Annotated in this window: 16 protein-coding genes and 1 tRNA gene; 6 read left to right on the top strand and 11 right to left on the bottom strand. The window is 66.5% G+C overall.

Annotation, left to right across the window (positions count from 1 at the left end):
* Positions 1–14: 14 nt before the first annotated feature.
* Positions 15–1,172 carry an acetylornithine deacetylase gene (argE, locus tag KF796_06480; protein ID MBX3586271.1) on the bottom strand — a complete coding sequence of 386 codons (1,158 nt, stop codon included), beginning with the start codon at positions 1,170–1,172 and terminating at the stop codon, positions 15–17.
* Positions 1,173–1,320: 148 nt separating this feature from the next.
* On the opposite strand from argE, the gene KF796_06475 reads away from it, so the two are divergent.
* Together KF796_06475 and KF796_06470 are read left to right on the top strand one after the other, a co-directional pair.
* Entirely contained in the window at positions 1,321–2,547 is a 1,227-nt protein-coding gene (locus KF796_06475; protein MBX3586270.1) for an amidohydrolase, read from the top strand.
* Entirely contained in the window at positions 2,544–3,641 is a 1,098-nt protein-coding gene (locus KF796_06470) for a M14 family metallopeptidase (protein ID MBX3586269.1), read from the top strand. The genes KF796_06475 and KF796_06470 overlap by 4 nt, the downstream gene beginning before the upstream one ends.
* A gap of 73 nt (positions 3,642–3,714) precedes the next feature.
* On the opposite strand, the gene KF796_06465 is transcribed toward KF796_06470, so the two are convergent.
* A complete protein-coding gene (locus KF796_06465) occupies positions 3,715–4,482 on the bottom strand; it encodes a type III pantothenate kinase (GenBank protein MBX3586268.1) in 768 nt (255 codons plus the stop codon).
* A 4-nt stretch (positions 4,483–4,486) separates the two neighbouring features.
* Complete coding sequence (locus tag KF796_06460) at positions 4,487–5,431, bottom strand: hypothetical protein (protein ID MBX3586267.1); 945 nt, start codon at positions 5,429–5,431, stop codon at positions 4,487–4,489.
* 64 nt (positions 5,432–5,495) lie between these two features.
* On the opposite strand from KF796_06460, the gene KF796_06455 reads away from it, so the two are divergent.
* Positions 5,496–6,932: an amidase gene (locus KF796_06455; protein ID MBX3586266.1), complete on the top strand. Its 1,437-nt coding sequence runs from the start codon at positions 5,496–5,498 to the stop codon at positions 6,930–6,932.
* Here the strand turns inward: KF796_06455 and KF796_06450 are convergent.
* Complete coding sequence (locus tag KF796_06450; protein ID MBX3586265.1) at positions 6,902–7,570, bottom strand: helix-turn-helix transcriptional regulator; 669 nt, start codon at positions 7,568–7,570, stop codon at positions 6,902–6,904. The genes KF796_06455 and KF796_06450 overlap by 31 nt on opposite strands.
* A gap of 190 nt (positions 7,571–7,760) precedes the next feature.
* Here KF796_06450 and KF796_06445 point away from each other — a divergent pair, with 190 nt between their 5' ends.
* Together KF796_06445 and KF796_06440 are read left to right on the top strand one after the other, a co-directional pair.
* Positions 7,761–8,945, top strand: a complete 1,185-nt coding sequence (locus tag KF796_06445; GenBank protein MBX3586264.1) for a HAMP domain-containing histidine kinase — start codon at positions 7,761–7,763, stop codon at positions 8,943–8,945.
* Between the two features lie 42 nt (positions 8,946–8,987).
* Complete coding sequence (locus KF796_06440) at positions 8,988–9,965, top strand: response regulator (protein MBX3586263.1); 978 nt, start codon at positions 8,988–8,990, stop codon at positions 9,963–9,965.
* On the opposite strand, the gene cqsA is transcribed toward KF796_06440, so the two are convergent.
* The 3 genes from cqsA to KF796_06425 form a co-directional block, all read right to left on the bottom strand.
* Positions 9,956–11,200: a quorum-sensing autoinducer CAI-1 synthase gene (cqsA, locus tag KF796_06435; GenBank protein ID MBX3586262.1), complete on the bottom strand. Its 1,245-nt coding sequence runs from the start codon at positions 11,198–11,200 to the stop codon at positions 9,956–9,958. The genes KF796_06440 and cqsA overlap by 10 nt on opposite strands.
* 237 nt (positions 11,201–11,437) lie before the next feature.
* Complete coding sequence (gene secA, locus KF796_06430) at positions 11,438–14,200, bottom strand: preprotein translocase subunit SecA (protein MBX3586261.1); 2,763 nt, start codon at positions 14,198–14,200, stop codon at positions 11,438–11,440.
* Positions 14,201–14,327: 127 nt separating this feature from the next.
* A complete protein-coding gene (locus KF796_06425; GenBank protein ID MBX3586260.1) occupies positions 14,328–15,308 on the bottom strand; it encodes a M23 family metallopeptidase in 981 nt (326 codons plus the stop codon).
* Between the two features lie 30 nt (positions 15,309–15,338).
* On the opposite strand from KF796_06425, the gene KF796_06420 reads away from it, so the two are divergent.
* The gene (locus KF796_06420; protein ID MBX3586259.1) at positions 15,339–15,647 is read left to right on the top strand and encodes a hypothetical protein; all 309 of its coding nucleotides are present in this window, start codon (positions 15,339–15,341) and stop codon (positions 15,645–15,647) included.
* A gap of 14 nt (positions 15,648–15,661) precedes the next feature.
* On the opposite strand, the gene KF796_06415 is transcribed toward KF796_06420, so the two are convergent.
* From KF796_06415 to KF796_06400, 4 genes are all read right to left on the bottom strand, one after another.
* Positions 15,662–15,737, bottom strand: a tRNA-Thr gene (locus KF796_06415).
* Positions 15,738–15,778: 41 nt separating this feature from the next.
* Positions 15,779–16,300, bottom strand: coding sequence for a ClpXP protease specificity-enhancing factor (locus tag KF796_06410; GenBank protein MBX3586258.1), 522 nt, complete (start codon positions 16,298–16,300; stop codon positions 15,779–15,781).
* Positions 16,301–16,330: 30 nt separating this feature from the next.
* Positions 16,331–16,942 carry a glutathione S-transferase N-terminal domain-containing protein gene (locus KF796_06405; protein MBX3586257.1) on the bottom strand — a complete coding sequence of 204 codons (612 nt, stop codon included), beginning with the start codon at positions 16,940–16,942 and terminating at the stop codon, positions 16,331–16,333.
* Between the two features lie 97 nt (positions 16,943–17,039).
* Complete coding sequence (locus tag KF796_06400) at positions 17,040–17,795, bottom strand: cytochrome c1 (GenBank protein MBX3586256.1); 756 nt, start codon at positions 17,793–17,795, stop codon at positions 17,040–17,042.
* Positions 17,796–17,805 lie beyond the last annotated feature (10 nt).

The following is a 17,805-nucleotide window of genomic DNA, read 5'->3' as shown; positions in this document are numbered from 1 at the left end:
AGCAGCGCGCGGGCTCAGCCGATCTCGCGCGCCGCGCTCAGGCCCTGCATGAAGGCCTCGCAGCGCGCCAGCTGGTCCAGGCTCACATACTCGTCGGGCTGGTGCGCCTGGACAATGCTGCCAGGGCCGCACACCACGGTGGGAATGCCGGCCCTCTTGAACAGCCCCGCCTCGGTGCCAAACGCCACCAGGGTGGTGCCGGATTCGCCCGACAGGCGCTGCGCCAGCCGCGTGACCGGGTCACCGGCTGAGCCCAGGAAGCTGGGCACTTCGCAAATGGGCTCAAAACTGAAGCCTGCATCGGGCGCCACACGCTGCATGGCCGGCTCGAGCGCGCGCGCATGGGCCACCAGCTCGGCCTGCAGCGCCGCCACGTCGGCCGTGGGCAGGTCGCGGAATTCATAGCGGAACTCGGCATCGCGCGGCACCACGTTGTCGGCCATGCCGCCATGGAACTGGCCCACGCTGGCGGTCGAGAACGGCACGTCAAACCCTTCATAGCGCGGTTCGTTGCGCTCCAGGCCTTCGGCCATGTCGCGCAGCTTGCCCACCACGCGCGCGGCCATCTCGATGGCGTTGACCGACTGCGGGGTGAGCGATGAATGCGCCTCCTTGCCGCGCACACAGCAGCGGTAGCGGTACACGCCCTTGTGGGCGATGGCGGGCACCATGTCGGTGGGCTCGCCCACGATGCAGGCCAGCGGCGCAATGCCGGCATCGCGCATGTCGGCAATCAGTTCCCTGACCCCGAAGCAGCCCACCTCTTCGTCGTAGCTGAGCGCCAGGTGCACGGCGAACGGCGCGGCGCTTTCGAGGAACAGGCCCGCATGGGCCAGCGCGATCGCGATGAAGCCCTTCATGTCGGCGCTGCCGCGGCCATAAAGCCGGCCGTCTTTCACCACGCCGCCCAGCGGGTCGGTCTGCCAGTCCTGGCCGTCCCAGGGCACGGTGTCGGTGTGGCCCGACAGGATCACGCCACCGGGCTTGCCCTCGCCCAGCGTGGCGAACAGGTTGGCCTTGGTCTTGTCGGCGTTGTAGGTCAGGCGGCTGCGCACGCCGAGCCTGAGCAGCTCGTCGCGGACAAAGTGGATCAGCGCCAGATTGGAGTTGGCGCTGACCGTGTTCAGGCGCACCAGGGTCTGCGCGAGCTCGAGACTGCGGGGAGAAATCATGCGCCTGACTGTAGCCCCAAACAGCACGCGGCCCGGCCCGCCGGGGTATTGCTTCCCTCATTCCTTCTTTATTACTACACAGAAATCGGGCCGCCGCGGCCCTGCGCGCACGCGCCGGCGCGGCTACGATAGCGGACCAGGAGCCTTCATGAAAATCATCGATTCCATCGTCACCCAGGCCGCTGGCATTGCCGGCATCCGCCGCGACATTCACGCCCACCCCGAACTGTGTTTTGAGGAAGTCCGCACCGCCGATCTGGTGGCGGCCAAGCTCACCGAATGGGGCATCCCGATCCACCGCGGGCTGGGCACCACCGGCGTGGTGGGCATCGTGAAGAACGGCTGCAGCACGCGCGCCGTCGGCCTGCGCGCCGACATGGACGCCCTGCCCATGCAGGAGTCCAACACCTTCGCCCACGCCAGCCAGCACAGCGGCAAGATGCACGCCTGCGGCCACGACGGCCACACGGCCATGCTGCTGGCGGCGGCCCAGCACCTGGCACAGCACCGCAACTTTGACGGCACGGTGTACCTGATCTTCCAGCCGGCCGAGGAAGGCGGCGGCGGCGCCCGCGAGATGATGAAGGACGGCCTGTTCGAGCAGTTCCCCATGGAAGCGGTGTTCGGCATGCACAACTGGTCGGGCGGCAAGGTCGGGCAGTTCGCGGTCAGCCCCGGGCCGGTGATGGCGTCGGCCAATGAATTCAGGATCACCATCCGCGGCAAGGGCAGCCACGCGGCCCTGCCGCACGACGGCATTGACCCGGTGCCCGTGGCCTGCCAGATGGTGCAGGCCTTCCAGACCATCATCAGCCGCAACAAGAAGCCCGTGGAGCCGGGCGTGATTTCGGTGACCATGATCCATGCCGGCGAAGCCACCAACGTGGTGCCGGACACCTGCGAACTGCAGGGCACGGTGCGCACCTTCTCGCTGGAACTGCTGGACCTGATCGAGCGGCGCATGAAGCAGGTGGCCGAGCATGTGTGCGCGGCCCATGAGGCCAGCTGCGACTTCGAGTTCGTGCGCAACTACCCGCCGCTGATCAACCACGAGCGTGAGGCCGAATTCGCGCGTCGCGTGATGCTGTCCATCGTGGGCGAGGACAACGTGCTGCGCCAGGAACCCACCATGGGCGCGGAAGACTTCGCCTTCATGCTGCTGGAAAAGCCGGGCGCCTACTGCTTCATCGACAACGGCGACGGCACCCACCGCGACATCGGGCATGGCGGCGGCCCCTGCGTGATCCACAACACGAGCTATGACTTCAACGACGACCTGATCCCGCTGGGTGCGACCTACTGGGTGCGGCTGGCCGAGGAGTGGCTGGCCCCTGGCGCCGGCGTGGCCCCTGCACACCAGGGGGGTGCGGCATGATCGGCATCCCGCAGGCTTTCTCTTCCAGCTATGCCGAAGCCCGAGCCAAGTTCCTCGAGGCCGCCGCGGCCGCGGGGCTGGCGGTCGAATCCCATGCCCATCCGCTGCCGGGCCGCGACGGCGAAGACCTGGCCATGGACGTGGTGCTGGACGGCCCGGCCGACGCCCGCAGACTGCTGGTGCTCAGCAGCGCCTGCCATGGCGTGGAGGGCTATTGCGGCACGGGGGTGCAGGTGTACGCGCTGCACGACCAGGAATGGCGCGACAAGGCCCGCGCGCAGGGCGTGGCCGTGCTCTACATCCACGCACTCAACCCGCATGGGTTCTCGCATGTGCGCCGCGTGACCCAGGAAAACGTGGACCTGAACCGCAACTTCCACGACTTCAGTCAGCCGCTGCCGGTGAACGAGGCCTACCGCGAAGTCCAGCCCCTGCTGCTACCCGAGGAATGGCCGCCCTCGGCCGAGAACACGGCGGCGATCGGCCAGTTCCTGGCGACGCGCGGGCAGGCGGCCTACCAGGCCGCCATTTCACGCGGCCAGCATGAGTTTGCCGACGGCCTGTTCTTTGGCGGCACCGCGCCCACCTGGAGCAACCAGACGCTGCGCCAGGTGCTGCGCCAGCACGGCCGTCGCGCCGCGCGGCTGGCGTGGATCGACATCCACACCGGCCTGGGGCCCAACGGCGTGGGCGAACGCATCTATGCCGGCGACGACGACGACGCGGCCGTGAAGCGGGCGCGCCAGTGGTGGGATGGCGGCGGCGCCACCCCGGTGACCTCGATTTACGACGGCTCGTCCACCTCGGCCTTCCTGACCGGCCTGATGTGGTCATCGGTGTACGACGAGTGCCCGCAGGCCGAGTACACGGGCATCGCCATGGAGTACGGCACCGTGCCCGTGCTGGACGTGATGCACGCGCTGCGCGGCGACCACTGGCTGCACCAGCACCCCGAGGCGCCGCCCGAGCTGGCCCGGCAGATCAAGCAGCAGATGATGGAAGCGTTCTACACCGACACCGACGCCTGGAAGGGCCAGATCATCAGCCAGGCGCGGCAGGCGCTGTTTCAGGCGGCCGACGGCCTCAGTGCCTGAGAATTTTGGTCAATAAGGGCTGGAGTCCAGGACTGGCGGCCACTTTGTGCTAGCAATTCAGTAGCAAACCAGCTCAGCTCGCGAACCGTTCGCTGGCAATGGCCAGCAGGCCGTCAAAGATCAGGCTCTCCACGAGGTCGAACGGCACCGACATGCTCGGGGCCATCTTCCAGCCCGCGCCACCGGTCATCACGCAGGCGGGTTCGGCCCCGCAGTGCCGGCGCACGTGCTGGATCATGCGCTCCACCGCGCCGGCGATGGCAAAGGTGCCGCCGCTGGTCAGGGCGTCGCTGGTGTTGGTGGGGAAGTCGCGCACCTCGCCCGTGGGCACGTGCAGGCCCGCGGTGCCGGACTCGAGCGCGCGCAGCATGATGCCGTGGCCCGGCAGGATCAGGCCGCCCAGGAAATGGCCGGCCGCGTCGACCGCCTCGACCGTCACGGCGGTGCCCACCATCACCACCACCAGCGGCCGCGCCGGGCCGCGCGCCAGCATGCGGTGGCGCGCCCCGATCATGGCGACCCAGCGGTCGGCACCGAGCCGCGACGGATGGTCGTAGCCATTGGTCAGCCCGGCCTCTGACACGCTGGAGACCACCCATTGGGGGGCCACGTCCCACAGCTCCATCTGCTCCTCGACCCGGCGCTTGACGGCTTCACCGGCCACGATGCAGCCCAGCATGCGCTGCGGTTCGGGCAGCCCGGCCCAGCTGCCGTCGGACAGCTTGTCGATGTTCTCCAGGAACTCGGCACCATGGGCCAGCGGCTCCTGGCCGGGAGTGGGGGAGGCGTATTGGGCCCACTTGAGCCGGGTGTTCCCGACATCAATCGCGAGAAAAGTCATCCGCTCAGTTTCCGGGAATGGCGGCCAGTTGCTGGCCCAGCGAGTCCAGATGGCCCGCCAGCACCTGCTCGGACGCCTGCAGCCCCGCGCAATCGGCCAGGGCCTGCGCCACCTGCTTGAGCATCTGCTGGTGGATCTCCTGGGGACCTTCAAGGCTCAGGGCCGGCGCATCGGAGCCGCCCGATGCAGCAGCCGCGAGGCTGGACAGGCGGGTGTTCCAGTTGCGGAAGGTGGCGGGCAAGGCCTGCGCCAGCATCTGCAACAGCGCACCGCGGCGCGCCAGCGCCTCGCGGGTTTCGTCGAGGGCCTGCTCGGCACCGGCGCCGAGCGCGCGCAAGGCCTTGAGCCGCGCCACCAGGATTTCGCAGCGCTGGGCATCGGCCTTGACCTGCTGCTGCGCGACCGGGTCGTTGCCCCCGGCTGCGGCGGCATGGCGCTGCTGTAACTGGTTGCGCATGTCCTGCAGCCACTTGGCGCCCTGCTCCACGATCTGGTCGAGCGCCCGGCGCTCGACCTCGACATCCAGCAGCGTCCGCTCGGTGGCCGTCACGCTCTCGGTCTGCACCTTTTGCAGGGCCGACACCTTGGCGGTCAGCGCCTTCATGGCGTCCGCGGTCTGCTCGACCTGGCCCGCGAACTCCGCCCCCGCGCTGCGGGCCTTGCCCGTGGCACGGGCCCACCAGCCGCGGGTCTGCAGCAGATTGAAGTCCAGCGCCTGCTGGGCCGCCTGCAGGGCCTGGACGGGAGCGACCACGGCCTGCAGGTCCCCGGCGCGCAGCTGCCCCGCGAGCGCACGCTGGGCCGCCGTGAGATTCACCACCTGCAGCTGGCCCACGTCAGCAGCCATCTGGTCCAGCCAGGCGCCGGGTGAGACGGGTTGCTGCGGTTTGATGCGCGCCAGTTTGGAGGGCGACATCAAGGAGGCGGTCTGGTCGTGATCGTCATTCATGGGGGGCAGGCTCCAAAATGGGGCTGTTCGCACCGCAATATAAACCCTTCGTGCCGGCCCCTCCATGAACCTCACCGAACTCCCCGCCCACGCGCTGTCAGCGCTGATCCACGCCCGCCAGGTGTCGTGCCGCGAAGTCATGACGGCCTACCTCGCGCGGATCGACGAACTCAATCCGCGCTACAACGCCCTGGTGAGCCTGCGCGAGCCCGAAGCGGTGCTGCGCGAGGCCGACGAACGCGACGCCCGACTGGCGCGCGGCGAATCGATGGGCTGGATGCATGGCATGCCGCAGGCCATCAAGGACCTGGCCAACGCCGCCGGCCTGCCCACCACCCTGGGCTCGCCGCTGATGCGGGACTTTGTCGCGCGCGAGGACAGCCTGATGGTGGCCCGCATGAAGGCGGCCGGCTGCATCGTCATCGGCAAGAGCAACACGCCCGAGTTTGGCCTGGGCTCGCACACCTTCAACGAGGTGTTCGGCCTGACCCGCAATGCGTTCGACCCCAGCCGCTCGGCCGGCGGCAGCAGCGGCGGTGCGGCCGTGGCGCTGGCCCTGCGCCTGCTGCCGGTGGCCGACGGCTCGGACTTCATGGGCTCGCTGCGCAACCCGGCGGGCTGGAACAACGTCTTCGGGCTGCGGCCTTCGCAGGGGCGGGTGCCCATGGCGCCCACGCCGGACCTCTGGGTGGCGCAACTGGGCACCGAAGGCCCCATGGGCCGCAGCGTGCGCGACGTGGCGCAGCTGCTGGCCATCCAGGCCGGACCGCACCCCGATGCGCCGCTGGCCATCGCCGAGGACCCTTCCCCTTTTGCCACGGATCTGGCGCGCGACCCCCGTGGCTGGCGCATCGGCTGGCTCGGCGACCTGGGGGGCTACCTGCCGATGGAGCCGGGCATTCTGGAGGTCTGTGGCCAGGCGCTGGCGCGGCTCGAGGCCCTGGGCTGCCCTGTGGAGGCCACAGCGCCCGGGTTTTCACCGGAGGCGGTGTGGCAGGCCTGGCTGGTCTGGCGGCGCGCGCTGGTGGCCGCGCGCATCGCGCCGTTCCTGCTCAAGCCGGCCAACCGCGCGCTCATCAAGCCCGAGGCGCTGTGGGAGCACGAGCAGGCCCAGGGCCTCAGCGGCAACCAGTTCCTGGCGGCAAGCGCGCAGCGCAGCACCTTCTACCACCAGATGCTGAAGCTGTTCGAGCGGTACGACTTCCTGGCGCTGCCCACCGCCCAGGTGTGGCCGTTTGACGCCAGCCTGCGCTGGCCCGCCGCCATCAGCGGCCGCGCCATGGACACCTACCACCGCTGGATGGAAGTGGTGATCTACGCCACGTTCGCGGGGTTGCCCTGCATCAGCGTGCCCGCGGGCTTCGGGCCCACGGGCCTGCCCATGGGCTTGCAGCTCATTGGCCGGCCGCGCGGCGATCTGGCCGTGTTGCAGCTGGCGCACGCCTACGAACAGGCGGCCACCGACGTCGTTCAGATCGCGCCGATCCAGCAGGCGCGCTGAATGGCCGCCATCTTGTTGTCGACCTTGAGCTTGTTCATCGCATTCGCCAGGTGGTAGTTGACGGTGCGGTCGCTGCAGTGCAAGCGCGCCGCGCTCTCGCGCGCGGTCAGCCCCTCAAAGGCCAGCACCAGGCATTCGCGCTCGCGCGGGCTCAGCGTGGAGCGCGCCGTGGCAATGCACCGCCGGACGAGGGGCCAGATGTTCAGCGCCGACCAGACCAGCGATGCGGCCTCGGCCCGGTCGTTCAGCTCGCGCGGACTGAACATGAAACACTCGAAGGCACGGCCCGCCGGCAGCGAGAACTCGACGCGAATCACCGTCTGGAAGCCATGCGCCAGGGACAGCAGCCGCCAGCGCCCCGCGCTCAGGTGGTCTGACTTGGCAATGTGCTGCCAGGCCACCAGAGGCGCGTCGGAATCGCGCCAGGGCGCGCCGAAGTCGCGGCTCTCCGCCAGTGCCTGGGCCGCGTCCGCCACCACGGGGGGATGCACGGCCAGCACTTGCCGGTCCTCGACGGTCCCGAACGGGTCCGGACCCAGCACCACCACGGCCTCCACGGAGAACTCGCGCAGCGCGCAGATCCAGTCACTCAGAATGCCATCAAGGCTGACGCTGTCAAAGTTAACAGGTAACTGCATCGACGTGTTGTAAAAGAACCGGGACAATATCACGGCACTACCCGCGTGCCTTCCCGTGCCATCACATCCCGCCTCCTCCACCGCCCGTTCCAGGCCCTTCCGCTCGGCCTGGGCCAGCGTGCGCCAATGGCTTCGCCAGGAGGTGGTGGACGCGCCGCTGGTGCCGGTGCTGCACACGTCACCCCTGCGCATGAAGGGGCTGGGCCTGTTCACGCTCACGGGCCACCCGCTGTTCTACTGGATCTGGGGCCACTGGTTGCCTCAGCCCTATGAAAACATCTGGCTGCGCGGGTTCACCGGCCTGACCGGTTGCCTGCTGATCAGCAACCGGATCAGCAACGACCCCTCGAGCCGGCTGGCCGGCCAGGTGTTCAGCGCGGTGTTCTGGTTCGAGCTGCCGTTCCTGTTCAGCTGGATGTACCTGTGCAACAGTGGCAATACCGTCTGGCTGGCCAGCATCTGCGCGATGATCCTGAGCTACTACTATGCAACCGACTGGCGCCTGGCAACGCTGGGCATCGGCGCCGGCGCCGGCATCGCATGGACGCTGTTCCAGTGGATGGGCCCCGCGGTGCCCGCGCTGACCGACCAGCAGTTCGCCATCAACGCGGTGGTCATTGCGTTCAGCATGAGCATGGGGCTGCTGCTGGGGCTGTCGTCCGCGAACCTGCGGCGCGAACACCTGAACAACACGCTGACCACCATGGGCATCATGGCCCATGAATTGCGCACGCCACTGGCCACCATGTCCCTGATCGGCGATGCGATGCGCAATGAACGGCCCCATGTGCCCGAGGCTTCGGCGCAGCAGCTCGAGCGGCTTGCGGGGCGGCTGCATTCGCTGGTGCGCAACATGAACCACCAGATCGACGCGCAGATCGCCAATGCGCGCCTGCTGCGCCTGCCGAACCACAAGGAGTCGGTCTCCGCCGGCACAGTCGTCGGCGACGCGCTGCGCGACTACCCCTACCGCAGCGCGCGTGAAAAGGACAGCGTGGTGCTGCAGATCCGGCGGGACTTCAAGTTCGCGGGATCGCGGGCGCTGTTCTCCCAGGTCATCAACAACCTGGTCAAGAACGCGCTCAGGTCGCTGGCCGCGGCCAACACCGCGGCGCAGCCCGGCGACCTGCTGGTCGAGGTCGGCACCCTGCACGAAAGGGGACGCATCGTCATCACTGACCGGGGCGGCGGCATCGACCCGGAATTGCAGGACAAGATCTTCGAGCCGTTCTTTTCCACGGACCGCGGAACCGGGCACGGACTGGGTTTGGCGTTCTGCAAACGGGTGATCCAGAGCGCAAACGGTTCAATTCGTGTCAAATCGGCATTGGGCCAGGGCGCCAGCTTCACCATTGAACTCCCCTTGCTGGAATAGCACAATGCACCACCCCCCACCGCGAGCGCGCAGCACCCACCGATGAGTTTCTCCCTGTTCCAACGCCCCGGCGCCATCGTCTTTCTCGATGACGATCCGGACTATCTCGAGATGCTCGCCCTGGTGCTGCCGCGCCACTGGCATCTGCGGTTGTTCCTGCGTCCGTACGAGTGCATCAATTACCTTCAGCAGGAGCCCCCCTTCTGGGAGGCCGACGCCTGGAACCAGCAGCAGCTGGTCGACCAGTGGCGCGAAGGCCGCCCGCTGATCCCCCAGATCCTGGGCTACTGGTCCAAGTACACCGAACGCTATGCCTTGACCCGGATCTGCGTGGTGGACTACTCCATGCCCGCCATGGACGGGCTGCAGGCCCTGGGCGAGCTGGTCGACTGGCCGGGTTCACGCGTCCTGCTCACGGGGCAGGCGGACGAGCAGGTGGCCGTCAACGCCTTCAACCGGGGGCTGATTGACCAGTTCATCGCGAAGCAGACGCCCGACATCTCGCACCGGCTGATTGACGCCGTGGAGCACCTCATGGCCGCCCCCAATGCGCGCCATGCCCAGATCTGGCGTGCCACGCTCACCCCGGAACAGAACGCGCTGTTGCGCGTGCCTTCGGTGGGGCGCGACCTGCGCGATCTGGCCACCAAGCGCTGGGTCGAGCATGTGGTGATCGGCGACCCCTTCGGCGTTCTGGGCATGAATGCCAACGGCCGCGTGAGCTGGCTCCAGCTGGAGCCGACGGCCGGCCTGTCAGACCTGGCCGAGCTGGCCGAGGCGGAAGGCGTCAAGGCCGGCGCTCTCGAGGACATCCGCACGGGGCGCAAGCTGGTGGACCTCGAACTGCGGCAGGCCCTGGGCCACAGCGCGGCGCCCGAGCTGACGCCGGCATTCGCGGTCGGCCGGGAGGAAACGCTGCTGGGCGCGCTGTTCAACGTGGCGCCGGAATTCTGCCCCGACATCGCCAACAGCTACGCGCGGTGGCTGGCGCGGCAGGAGCAGCGCAACGTTCAGGGCTGATCGGCGCGCACGCGCAGGCGCCGCGCAATCGGCCAGTCCCAGGGCTTCAGGCGCGGCGCCAGCGCCTCGGCGGCGGTTTCAACATGGCGGATCTCCGCTTCGGTCAGCGCGGCGTTCAGGGTCAGGCGAACCATGGCGCGGTTGCGGCTGGTGGCCGGGGCGCAGAACAGGGCACCCACGATGTCATGGGCTTCAAGCTCGTCGCGCAGCACCATGGCGGCCGGTTCGGTGCCGGCTTCGAGCGCGATGATCTGCTCACTGCCCTGGTGGATCGGGTAGCCCAGGTCCGACAGGCTGGCCCTGACCCGCACCGTGTTCGCGTGCAGCCGGCGCCGCGCATCGTCACTGGCGCGGATCACCTTGAGCGTGGCGGCCAGGCCGGCCACCTCGTGCGGCAGCAGCGACGAGCTGAAGATGTTCGGGTAGCTGCTGATCAGCGTGTAGTAGCGCATGCTCGCTGGCGCCGTGAAGAAGCCCGCACGGCCCGCGAATGCCTTGGCCAGGCTGGCCGTGATGAAGTGAACCCTCTCGGTCAGCCCCAGGGCGGCGCACAGGCCGGCACCACCCGGGCCATGGGTTCCGAGTGAATGGGATTCATCGACCACGATCATGCAGTCGCGGCGTTCGCAGACCTGCACGATGGCCTCCAGCGGGCACAGCGCGCCCGTGGTGCTGTACACCGAATCCACCACGACCACGCCCGGGCCGTGGGTCGCGATCATGCGTTCCAGATGCTGGACATCGTTGTGGCGAAAGGCATGCGCCGGCGCACGGGCGGCGTGGGCCCCTTCCCACAGCGAGGCATGGGCCAGCGTGTCCAGGTACACCGGCGTCTGCGCGTCCGCGATGATCTGCAGCAACCCCACGTTGGCCGAATAGCCCGACTGGCAGAGGTAGCCATCTTCCTTGCCCACCCACTGGGCCAGCGACTTCTCCAGCGTGTGGGAAGGGTGGGCGTCCAGCAGGAACACCCCGGACTGGATCACCGACTCGCGGTCCTCGCGCAAGGCGTTGACCTGCGCCTGGACAATCTCGGGATGCCCGCTGATGCCCAGGTAGTCATTGCCATCCAGGCGCACGGCCGCCTCCGTGACAGGCCGTCCATGAAGAATGAATTTGCCGCCCCACTGTTCGTTCCAGCGCGGGGTGAACTCCCTGGCCAGGCGGCGCTGCAGCTGCGCGCTCAGGGGCGGGTTCACAACTTGATGCTGCGGGGACTTTTCAACGACTTCCATGATGCACCTCGTAAAAAAATGGTGCATTCATTGAAATTCGAAACAAGGCTTGACGTGGGCCACCCCCTGTCAACCTTGACAGGGGTCGGATGTATCAAAGCAGACCTCTCTGCTAGAGAATGTAATAACAGTTACAAAAGCATTAAAGGATATTCCCAGTAGGCCCTTGAGGCGCAACAAAAACAGCCCGCTGCGTTGTTTCCAACGCAGCGGGCAAGAAAATGTTTCAGCGGGGTGTCAGGCCAGCTTGCCGTGACAGTGTTTGTATTTTTTTCCGCTGCCGCAAGGGCAGGGATCGTTGCGGCCCACGCGGGGCATGCCGTCGGCAAAGGGGCCGGGCTGGCGCGCTGTGGCGGCATCCACGCGCGTCTCGACTTCACCCGTTTCGGTGGGTGCGCTGTAGGTCACGTTGGCAATGCGTTCGGCACGGTTTTCCAGCGCATCGGCGGCTTCGCCAATCTGCTCACTGGACTGGATCTGAACCGTCATCAAGACCTTGGTGACGTCATTCTTCACGGAGTCCAGCAGTTGCCCGAACAGCTCAAAGGCCTCGCGCTTGTATTCCTGCTTGGGCTGCTTCTGCGCATAGCCCCGCAGGTGAATGCCCTGACGCAGGTAGTCAAGCGCGCTCAGATGCTCACGCCAATGCGTGTCAATGCTCTGCAGCAGCACGACGCGCTCGAACTGCGTGAACTGGTCACCGCCCACCAGCTTGACCTTGGCATCGAACACCTCATTGGCCGTCTGCAGGACCCGGGCGACCAGGTCCTCGTCGGTGATGGCGCTGGCCGCCTGCACCTCGCCCTGCAGTGGCAGTTCAATCTGCCATTCCTCGCGCAGCACCTGCTCGAGCCTGGGCAGATCCCATTGCTCTTCCACCGACTGTTCCGGCACGTACTGGTGCACGAGATCGGTGAAGCAGCCTTCGCGCAGGGAGGCGATCTGGGCGGACAGGTCAGCCGCGTCGAGAATGTCGTTGCGCTGCTGGTAGATCACCTTGCGCTGGTCGTTGGAGACGTCGTCGTACTCCAGGAGCTGCTTGCGGATGTCAAAGTTGCGCGCTTCCACCTTGCGCTGGGCGCTTTCGATGCTGCGCGTGACGATGCCGGCCTCGATGGCCTCGCCGTCGGGCATCTTGAGGCGTTCCATGATGGCCTTGACCCGGTCGCCCGCGAAGATGCGCATCAGCGGGTCGTCCAGGCTGAGGTAAAAGCGCGAGGAACCCGGGTCACCCTGCCGGCCTGAACGGCCGCGCAGCTGGTTGTCAATCCGGCGGGACTCGTGCCGCTCGGTGGCGATGATGCGCAGGCCGCCCAGCGCCTTCACCGACTCATGGTCCTTGGTCCATTGCTCGCGCAGCGACGCGATCTGCGCCGCCTTCGCGGCGGCGTCCAGGGACTCATCGGCTTCAACCGCTTCGATGAGCTTTTCCACATTGCCGCCCAGCACGATGTCGGTGCCCCGGCCCGCCATGTTGGTGGCGATGGTGATCATGCCGGGCCGGCCGGCTTGCGCCACGATGTCCGCCTCGCGCGCATGCTGCTTGGCGTTGAGCACCTGGTGTGGCAGGTTTTCCCTGGTCAGCAACTGGTCGATGATTTCGGAGTTCTCGATCGACGTGGTGCCCACCAGCACGGGCTGGCCGCGCTCGTGGCATTCGCGGATGTCCTTGATGGCGGCTTCGTACTTCTCGCGCGTGGTCTTGTAGACGCGGTCAAGCTGGTCGTCGCGCCGGCTCGGCCGGTTCGGCGGCATCACCACGGTCTCGAGCCCGTAGATCTCCTGGAACTCATAGGCCTCGGTATCGGCCGTGCCGGTCATGCCGGCGAGCTTGCCGTAGAGGCGGAAGTAGTTCTGGAAGGTGATCGAGGCCAGCGTCTGGTTCTCGGCCTGGATGGCCACGCCCTCCTTGGCTTCCACGGCCTGGTGCAGGCCGTCGCTCCAGCGCCGCCCCGACATCAGCCGGCCGGTGAACTCGTCGACGATCACCACCTCGCCCTCCTGGACCACATAGTGCTGGTCGCGGTGGTAAAGGTGGTTGGCCCGCAGCGCCGCGTACAGGTGATGCATCAGCGCGATGTTGGCGGGGTCGTAGAGCGAGGCGCCCTCGGCAATCAGGCCCAGGTTGAACAGGATCCGCTCGGCATTCTCGTGGCCCTGCTCGGTGAGGAAGACCTGATGCGACTTTTCGTCCAGCGTGAAATCACCGGGCTTGATCACGCCTTCGCCGGTCAGCGGGTTGGCTTCGCCTTCCTGGCGCGTGAGCAGGGGCACCACGCGGTTCATCGCAATGTACAGGTCGGTATGGTCCTCGGCCTGGCCGCTGATGATCAGCGGCGTTCGCGCCTCGTCAATCAGGATCGAGTCCACCTCGTCCACGATGGCGTAGTTCAGGCCCCGCTGCACGCGGTCCTGCACCTCGTACACCATGTTGTCGCGCAGGTAGTCAAAGCCGAATTCGTTGTTCGTGCCATAGGTGATGTCGGACCGGTAGGCGGACTGCTTTTCCTCGCGCGACATGTTGGGCAGGTTGACCCCCACGGACAGACCGAGGAAGCCATACAGGCGGCCCATCCATTGCGCATCGCGGTTGGCGAGGTAGTCGTTCACGGTGACCACGTGCACGCCCTTGCCGGTCAGTGCGTTCAGGTACACGGGCAAGGTGGCGGTCAGGGTCTTGCCCTCGCCGGTCCGCATCTCGGAAATCTTGCCGTTGTGAAGCGACATGCCCCCCAGCATCTGCACGTCGAAGTGGCGCATCTTCATGACGCGCTTGGAGCCTTCGCGCACCACGGCAAACGCCTCCGGCAGGATCGCATCCAGCGTCTCGCCCGCGGCGACGCGGGCCTTGAACTCCTCGGTCTTGGCGCGCAGCCCGGCATCGTCCAGTTTCTCGTACTGCGGCTCGAGCGCGTTGATGCGTTCGACCGTCTTGCGGTACTGCTTGAGGAGGCGGTCGTTACGGCTGCCGAATATTTTTGTGAGGAAGTTGGTGGCCATGAAAGCAGTACCGCCCTGCCAGCCCACTGGGGCCAGCAGGGCAGCGCAATCCTTTGTCAATCAGGAGGAAATGGGGCTGCCGCTGATCAATGCAAGTGCATCGTGCAGTGCAGCACAGCCCCCGATTTTACCTGTGCCCGGAAACCGCAGGAACCGCCGCCGCCGCAGGGGCCGTTGCCTGGGCCACCTGGGGGCCGGGCAGCCGCTGGCCGGCCAGCAGGAATTTCTGCGGATCCTGGGGCACCCCCTGCACGAGAACCTCGAAATGCAGGTGCGGGCCGGTCGAACGGCCCGTGGTGCCGACCTCGGCGATCTTTTGCCCGCGGCGGATCAGGTCGCCCTTCTTGACGAACACGCGCGATGCGTGGGCATAGCGGGTGATCAGGTCATTGCCGTGGTCAATCTCCACCATGTTGCCGTACTCGGGGTGGAATTCCTGCGTGACCACCACGCCGCCGGCCGCCGCGACAATCGGCGTCCCGGGGGTGGACGGAAAATCCAGCCCGGTGTGCAGCGCCGAGCGACCGGTGAAGGGGTCGATCCGCCAGCCAAACGCCGAGCCCAGCACGCCCGTGGCCACGGGCTGCTGCGTCGGCACCATCAGTTTCTTGATCTTCTGGTCAAACAGCCGCGACTCCATCACGGTCATCAGGTCCGTGCGCTGATCGGTGAGCTTGTCCAGATCGGCCAATGTGGCCTGGAGCTCTTCCATGGTCAGCGGTCGCCCCGACACCAGCGCACCACCGCGCCCGGGCGTGCCCCGGATGTCGGCGGGGTTGACCCCCGCCAGCCCCGACACGCGTTCGCCCAGTGCCTCGAGTTGCACGAGCTTGGCCTGCATTTCACCAAGCTTGCGGGCCATGGCGTCGATGTTCTCGCGCATGAAGCGGTCGCGCTGTTCGAACTCGCCACGCACCATCAGCTTGACCAGGGAGCCGATCACCGGCCAGCCTTCGCGCGCGCCCTTGAGAAACACCCAGTGGTACAGGCCCGCAGCCATGAACATGAGCACCAGGGACAGGGTCACGAAGGACAGGACCAGCCGCGTGCCGCTCAGATGGATGGCACGGCTCTTCGCAAGCCACGCATCCGTGATAATCAAATGCACTGTGCTATCCCCTCAAGCGTCCGCCCCCCAATGAGCCGTCTTCATCATCCGGTATCCCTGCAGCAGGCTGCCCAGGACTCGCCCACCCTGGCGCGTCTGGCAGAACTGGCACGGGATTCCAGTGAAAGGCTCAAAGCGGTTGAATTGTTGATCCCTGTCCCCTTGCGCCCGGCCATCAAGGCCGGCCCGGTGGATGGCTGCGACTGGTGCCTGCTGGTCAGCAGCAACGCAGCGGCCGCGAAGCTCCGGCAGGTGCTCCCTGCTCTCCTGGCGCGGCTGCGCGACCGGGGTTGGGAGGTTAACTCAATTCGGCTGAAGGTTCAAATGCCGCAGAAGTAACAGGAAGCAAGCACTGGTGCCGATTATCGGATTCGAACTGATGACCTACCGCTTACAAGGCGGTTGCTCTACCAACTGAGCTAAATCGGCGGTGTTTATGATTTTACCGGGCTGCTATGGCCGGCGATGGGTCACTTGACCCGCTTGAGCGCCGGACGCGGACCCGACGGCGGCCGGGGCGGATCGGTGGTGTCGTCGCCGGGACCAGCCTCAGGCGTGACCAGTTGCACCACGCGGGGCTCGCCTTCGGATGACGACAGGCCGGTTGCCGGAACCGCCGGCACGCTGCTCAGGGGCGACGGCTTCGACACCTCATCCCCCGTGGTGGCCGGTACCGGCACCGGGAAGGCCATGCCCTGGCCGTTCTCGCGCGCGTAAATCGCAATGACGCGGCCGACTGGCACCATGATCTCGCGCGCCGAGCCCGCGAACCGGGCCTTGAACTCGATGAAATCGTTGCCCAGCTTGAGTGAGCTGGTGGCATCGAAGCTGATGTTCAGCACGATTTCACCGTTCTTGACGTACTCGCGCGGCACCTGGACCGATTCATCCACCAGCACGGCGACATAGGGCGTGAAGCCGTTGTCGGTGCACCAGTCATACAGCGCCCGGATCAGGTAGGGACGTGTGGATGTGGACTCCAGTGCATTCATCATCGTGTGGGCGGGGCCTCGGCTCGGTGGTTACTTGCGCATGACCTTTTCGGACGGCGTCAGGGCTTCAATGTAGGCCGGGCGCGAGAAGATGCGCTCGGCGTACTTGAGCAGCGGCGCGGCGTTCTTGCTCAGGTCAATGCCATAGTAATCCAGACGCCACAGCAGCGGGGCGATCGCGACGTCGAGCATCGAGAAGTTCTCGCCCAGCATGTACTTGTTCTTGAGGAACACCGGGGCCAGCTGCGTGAGGCGGTCGCGGATGTGCGAACGCGCCTTCTCGAGCGCCTTTTCGTTGCTCTTGGCCAAGCGCGACTCCAGGGTGCTCACATGGACGAACAACTCCTTCTCGAAGTTGAGCAGGAACAGGCGCACACGGGCACGGTCCACCGGGTCGCCGGGCATCAGCTGGGGATGCGGGAAGCGCTCGTCGATGTACTCGTTGATGATGTTCGACTCGTACAGGATGAGATCGCGCTCGACCAGGATGGGAACCTGGCCGTAGGGATTCATCACATTGATGTCTTCGGGCTTGTTGTAGAGGTCCACATCGCGGATCTCGAAGTCCATGCCCTTCTCGAACAGCACAAACCGGCAGCGGTGGGAGAAGGGGCAGGTCGTTCCTGAATACAGCACCATCATGGCGGAGACTCCTAAAAATCAAAAAGAGTGGGTGCATGACGCAACCCACTCATGAAAGGACGCGGGGCCGGCGCAAGGCCCGCCCGCGTGGTCGCTTTTACTTGACGTCTTTCCAGAACGCGGCGTTGAGGCGCCAGGCAATCACGGTGAACAGGCCCAGGAACAGCAGGACCCAGACGCCGACGCGAACGCGCGTGCCCTGGGCCGGCTCGCCCATCCACTGGAGGTAGCTGACCAGGTCACCCACGGCCTCGTCGTACTGCAACGGGGTCATCGTGCCCGCGGACACCTGCTCCCAGCCCTTGAAGGCCTTGACCTCGTGGCCGTGTTCCATGGTTTCAGCGAACACCGGCTGGCGGTCGCCCTGCAACTCCCACAGGACATGCGGCATGCCCACGTTGGGGAACACCAGGTTGTTCCAGCCCGTGGCTTTGGTCGGGTCGCGGTAGTAGGTGCGCAGGTAGGTGTACAGGTAGTCGGCGCCGGTGCCGCCGTGACCGGCGCGCGAGCGCGCGATCAGCGTCAGGTCCGGCGGATTGCCGCCGAACCAGGCCTTGGCCTGCTTCGGGTCAATCGCCGCCTTCATGGTCTCGCCCACCTTGTCGGTGGTGAACAGAAGGTTGTCCTTGATCTGCTGCTCGGTCAGGCCGATGTCGGTCAGCCGGTTGTAGCGCATGAACGCCGCCGAATGGCAGCTCAGGCAGTAATTGACGAACAGCTTGGCGCCATTCTGCAGGGCCGCCAGGTCATTGATCTTGTTGGGCGCCTTGTCCCAGGCGACGCCGCCTTCATTGGCCTGCGCGCCGGCGATGAAACCGAACGCGGCGATCAGCGTGAGGATGATTTTCTTCATGGTTATCGTC

Origin of the sequence: Ramlibacter sp. (assembly GCA_019635435.1) — a bacterium.
In the GTDB taxonomy this organism is placed as follows: Bacteria; Pseudomonadota; Gammaproteobacteria; order Burkholderiales; family Burkholderiaceae_C; genus JAHBZM01.
The sequence above is the reverse complement of the archived record's forward strand: the minus strand, read 5'-3'. Positions and strand labels throughout refer to the sequence as shown.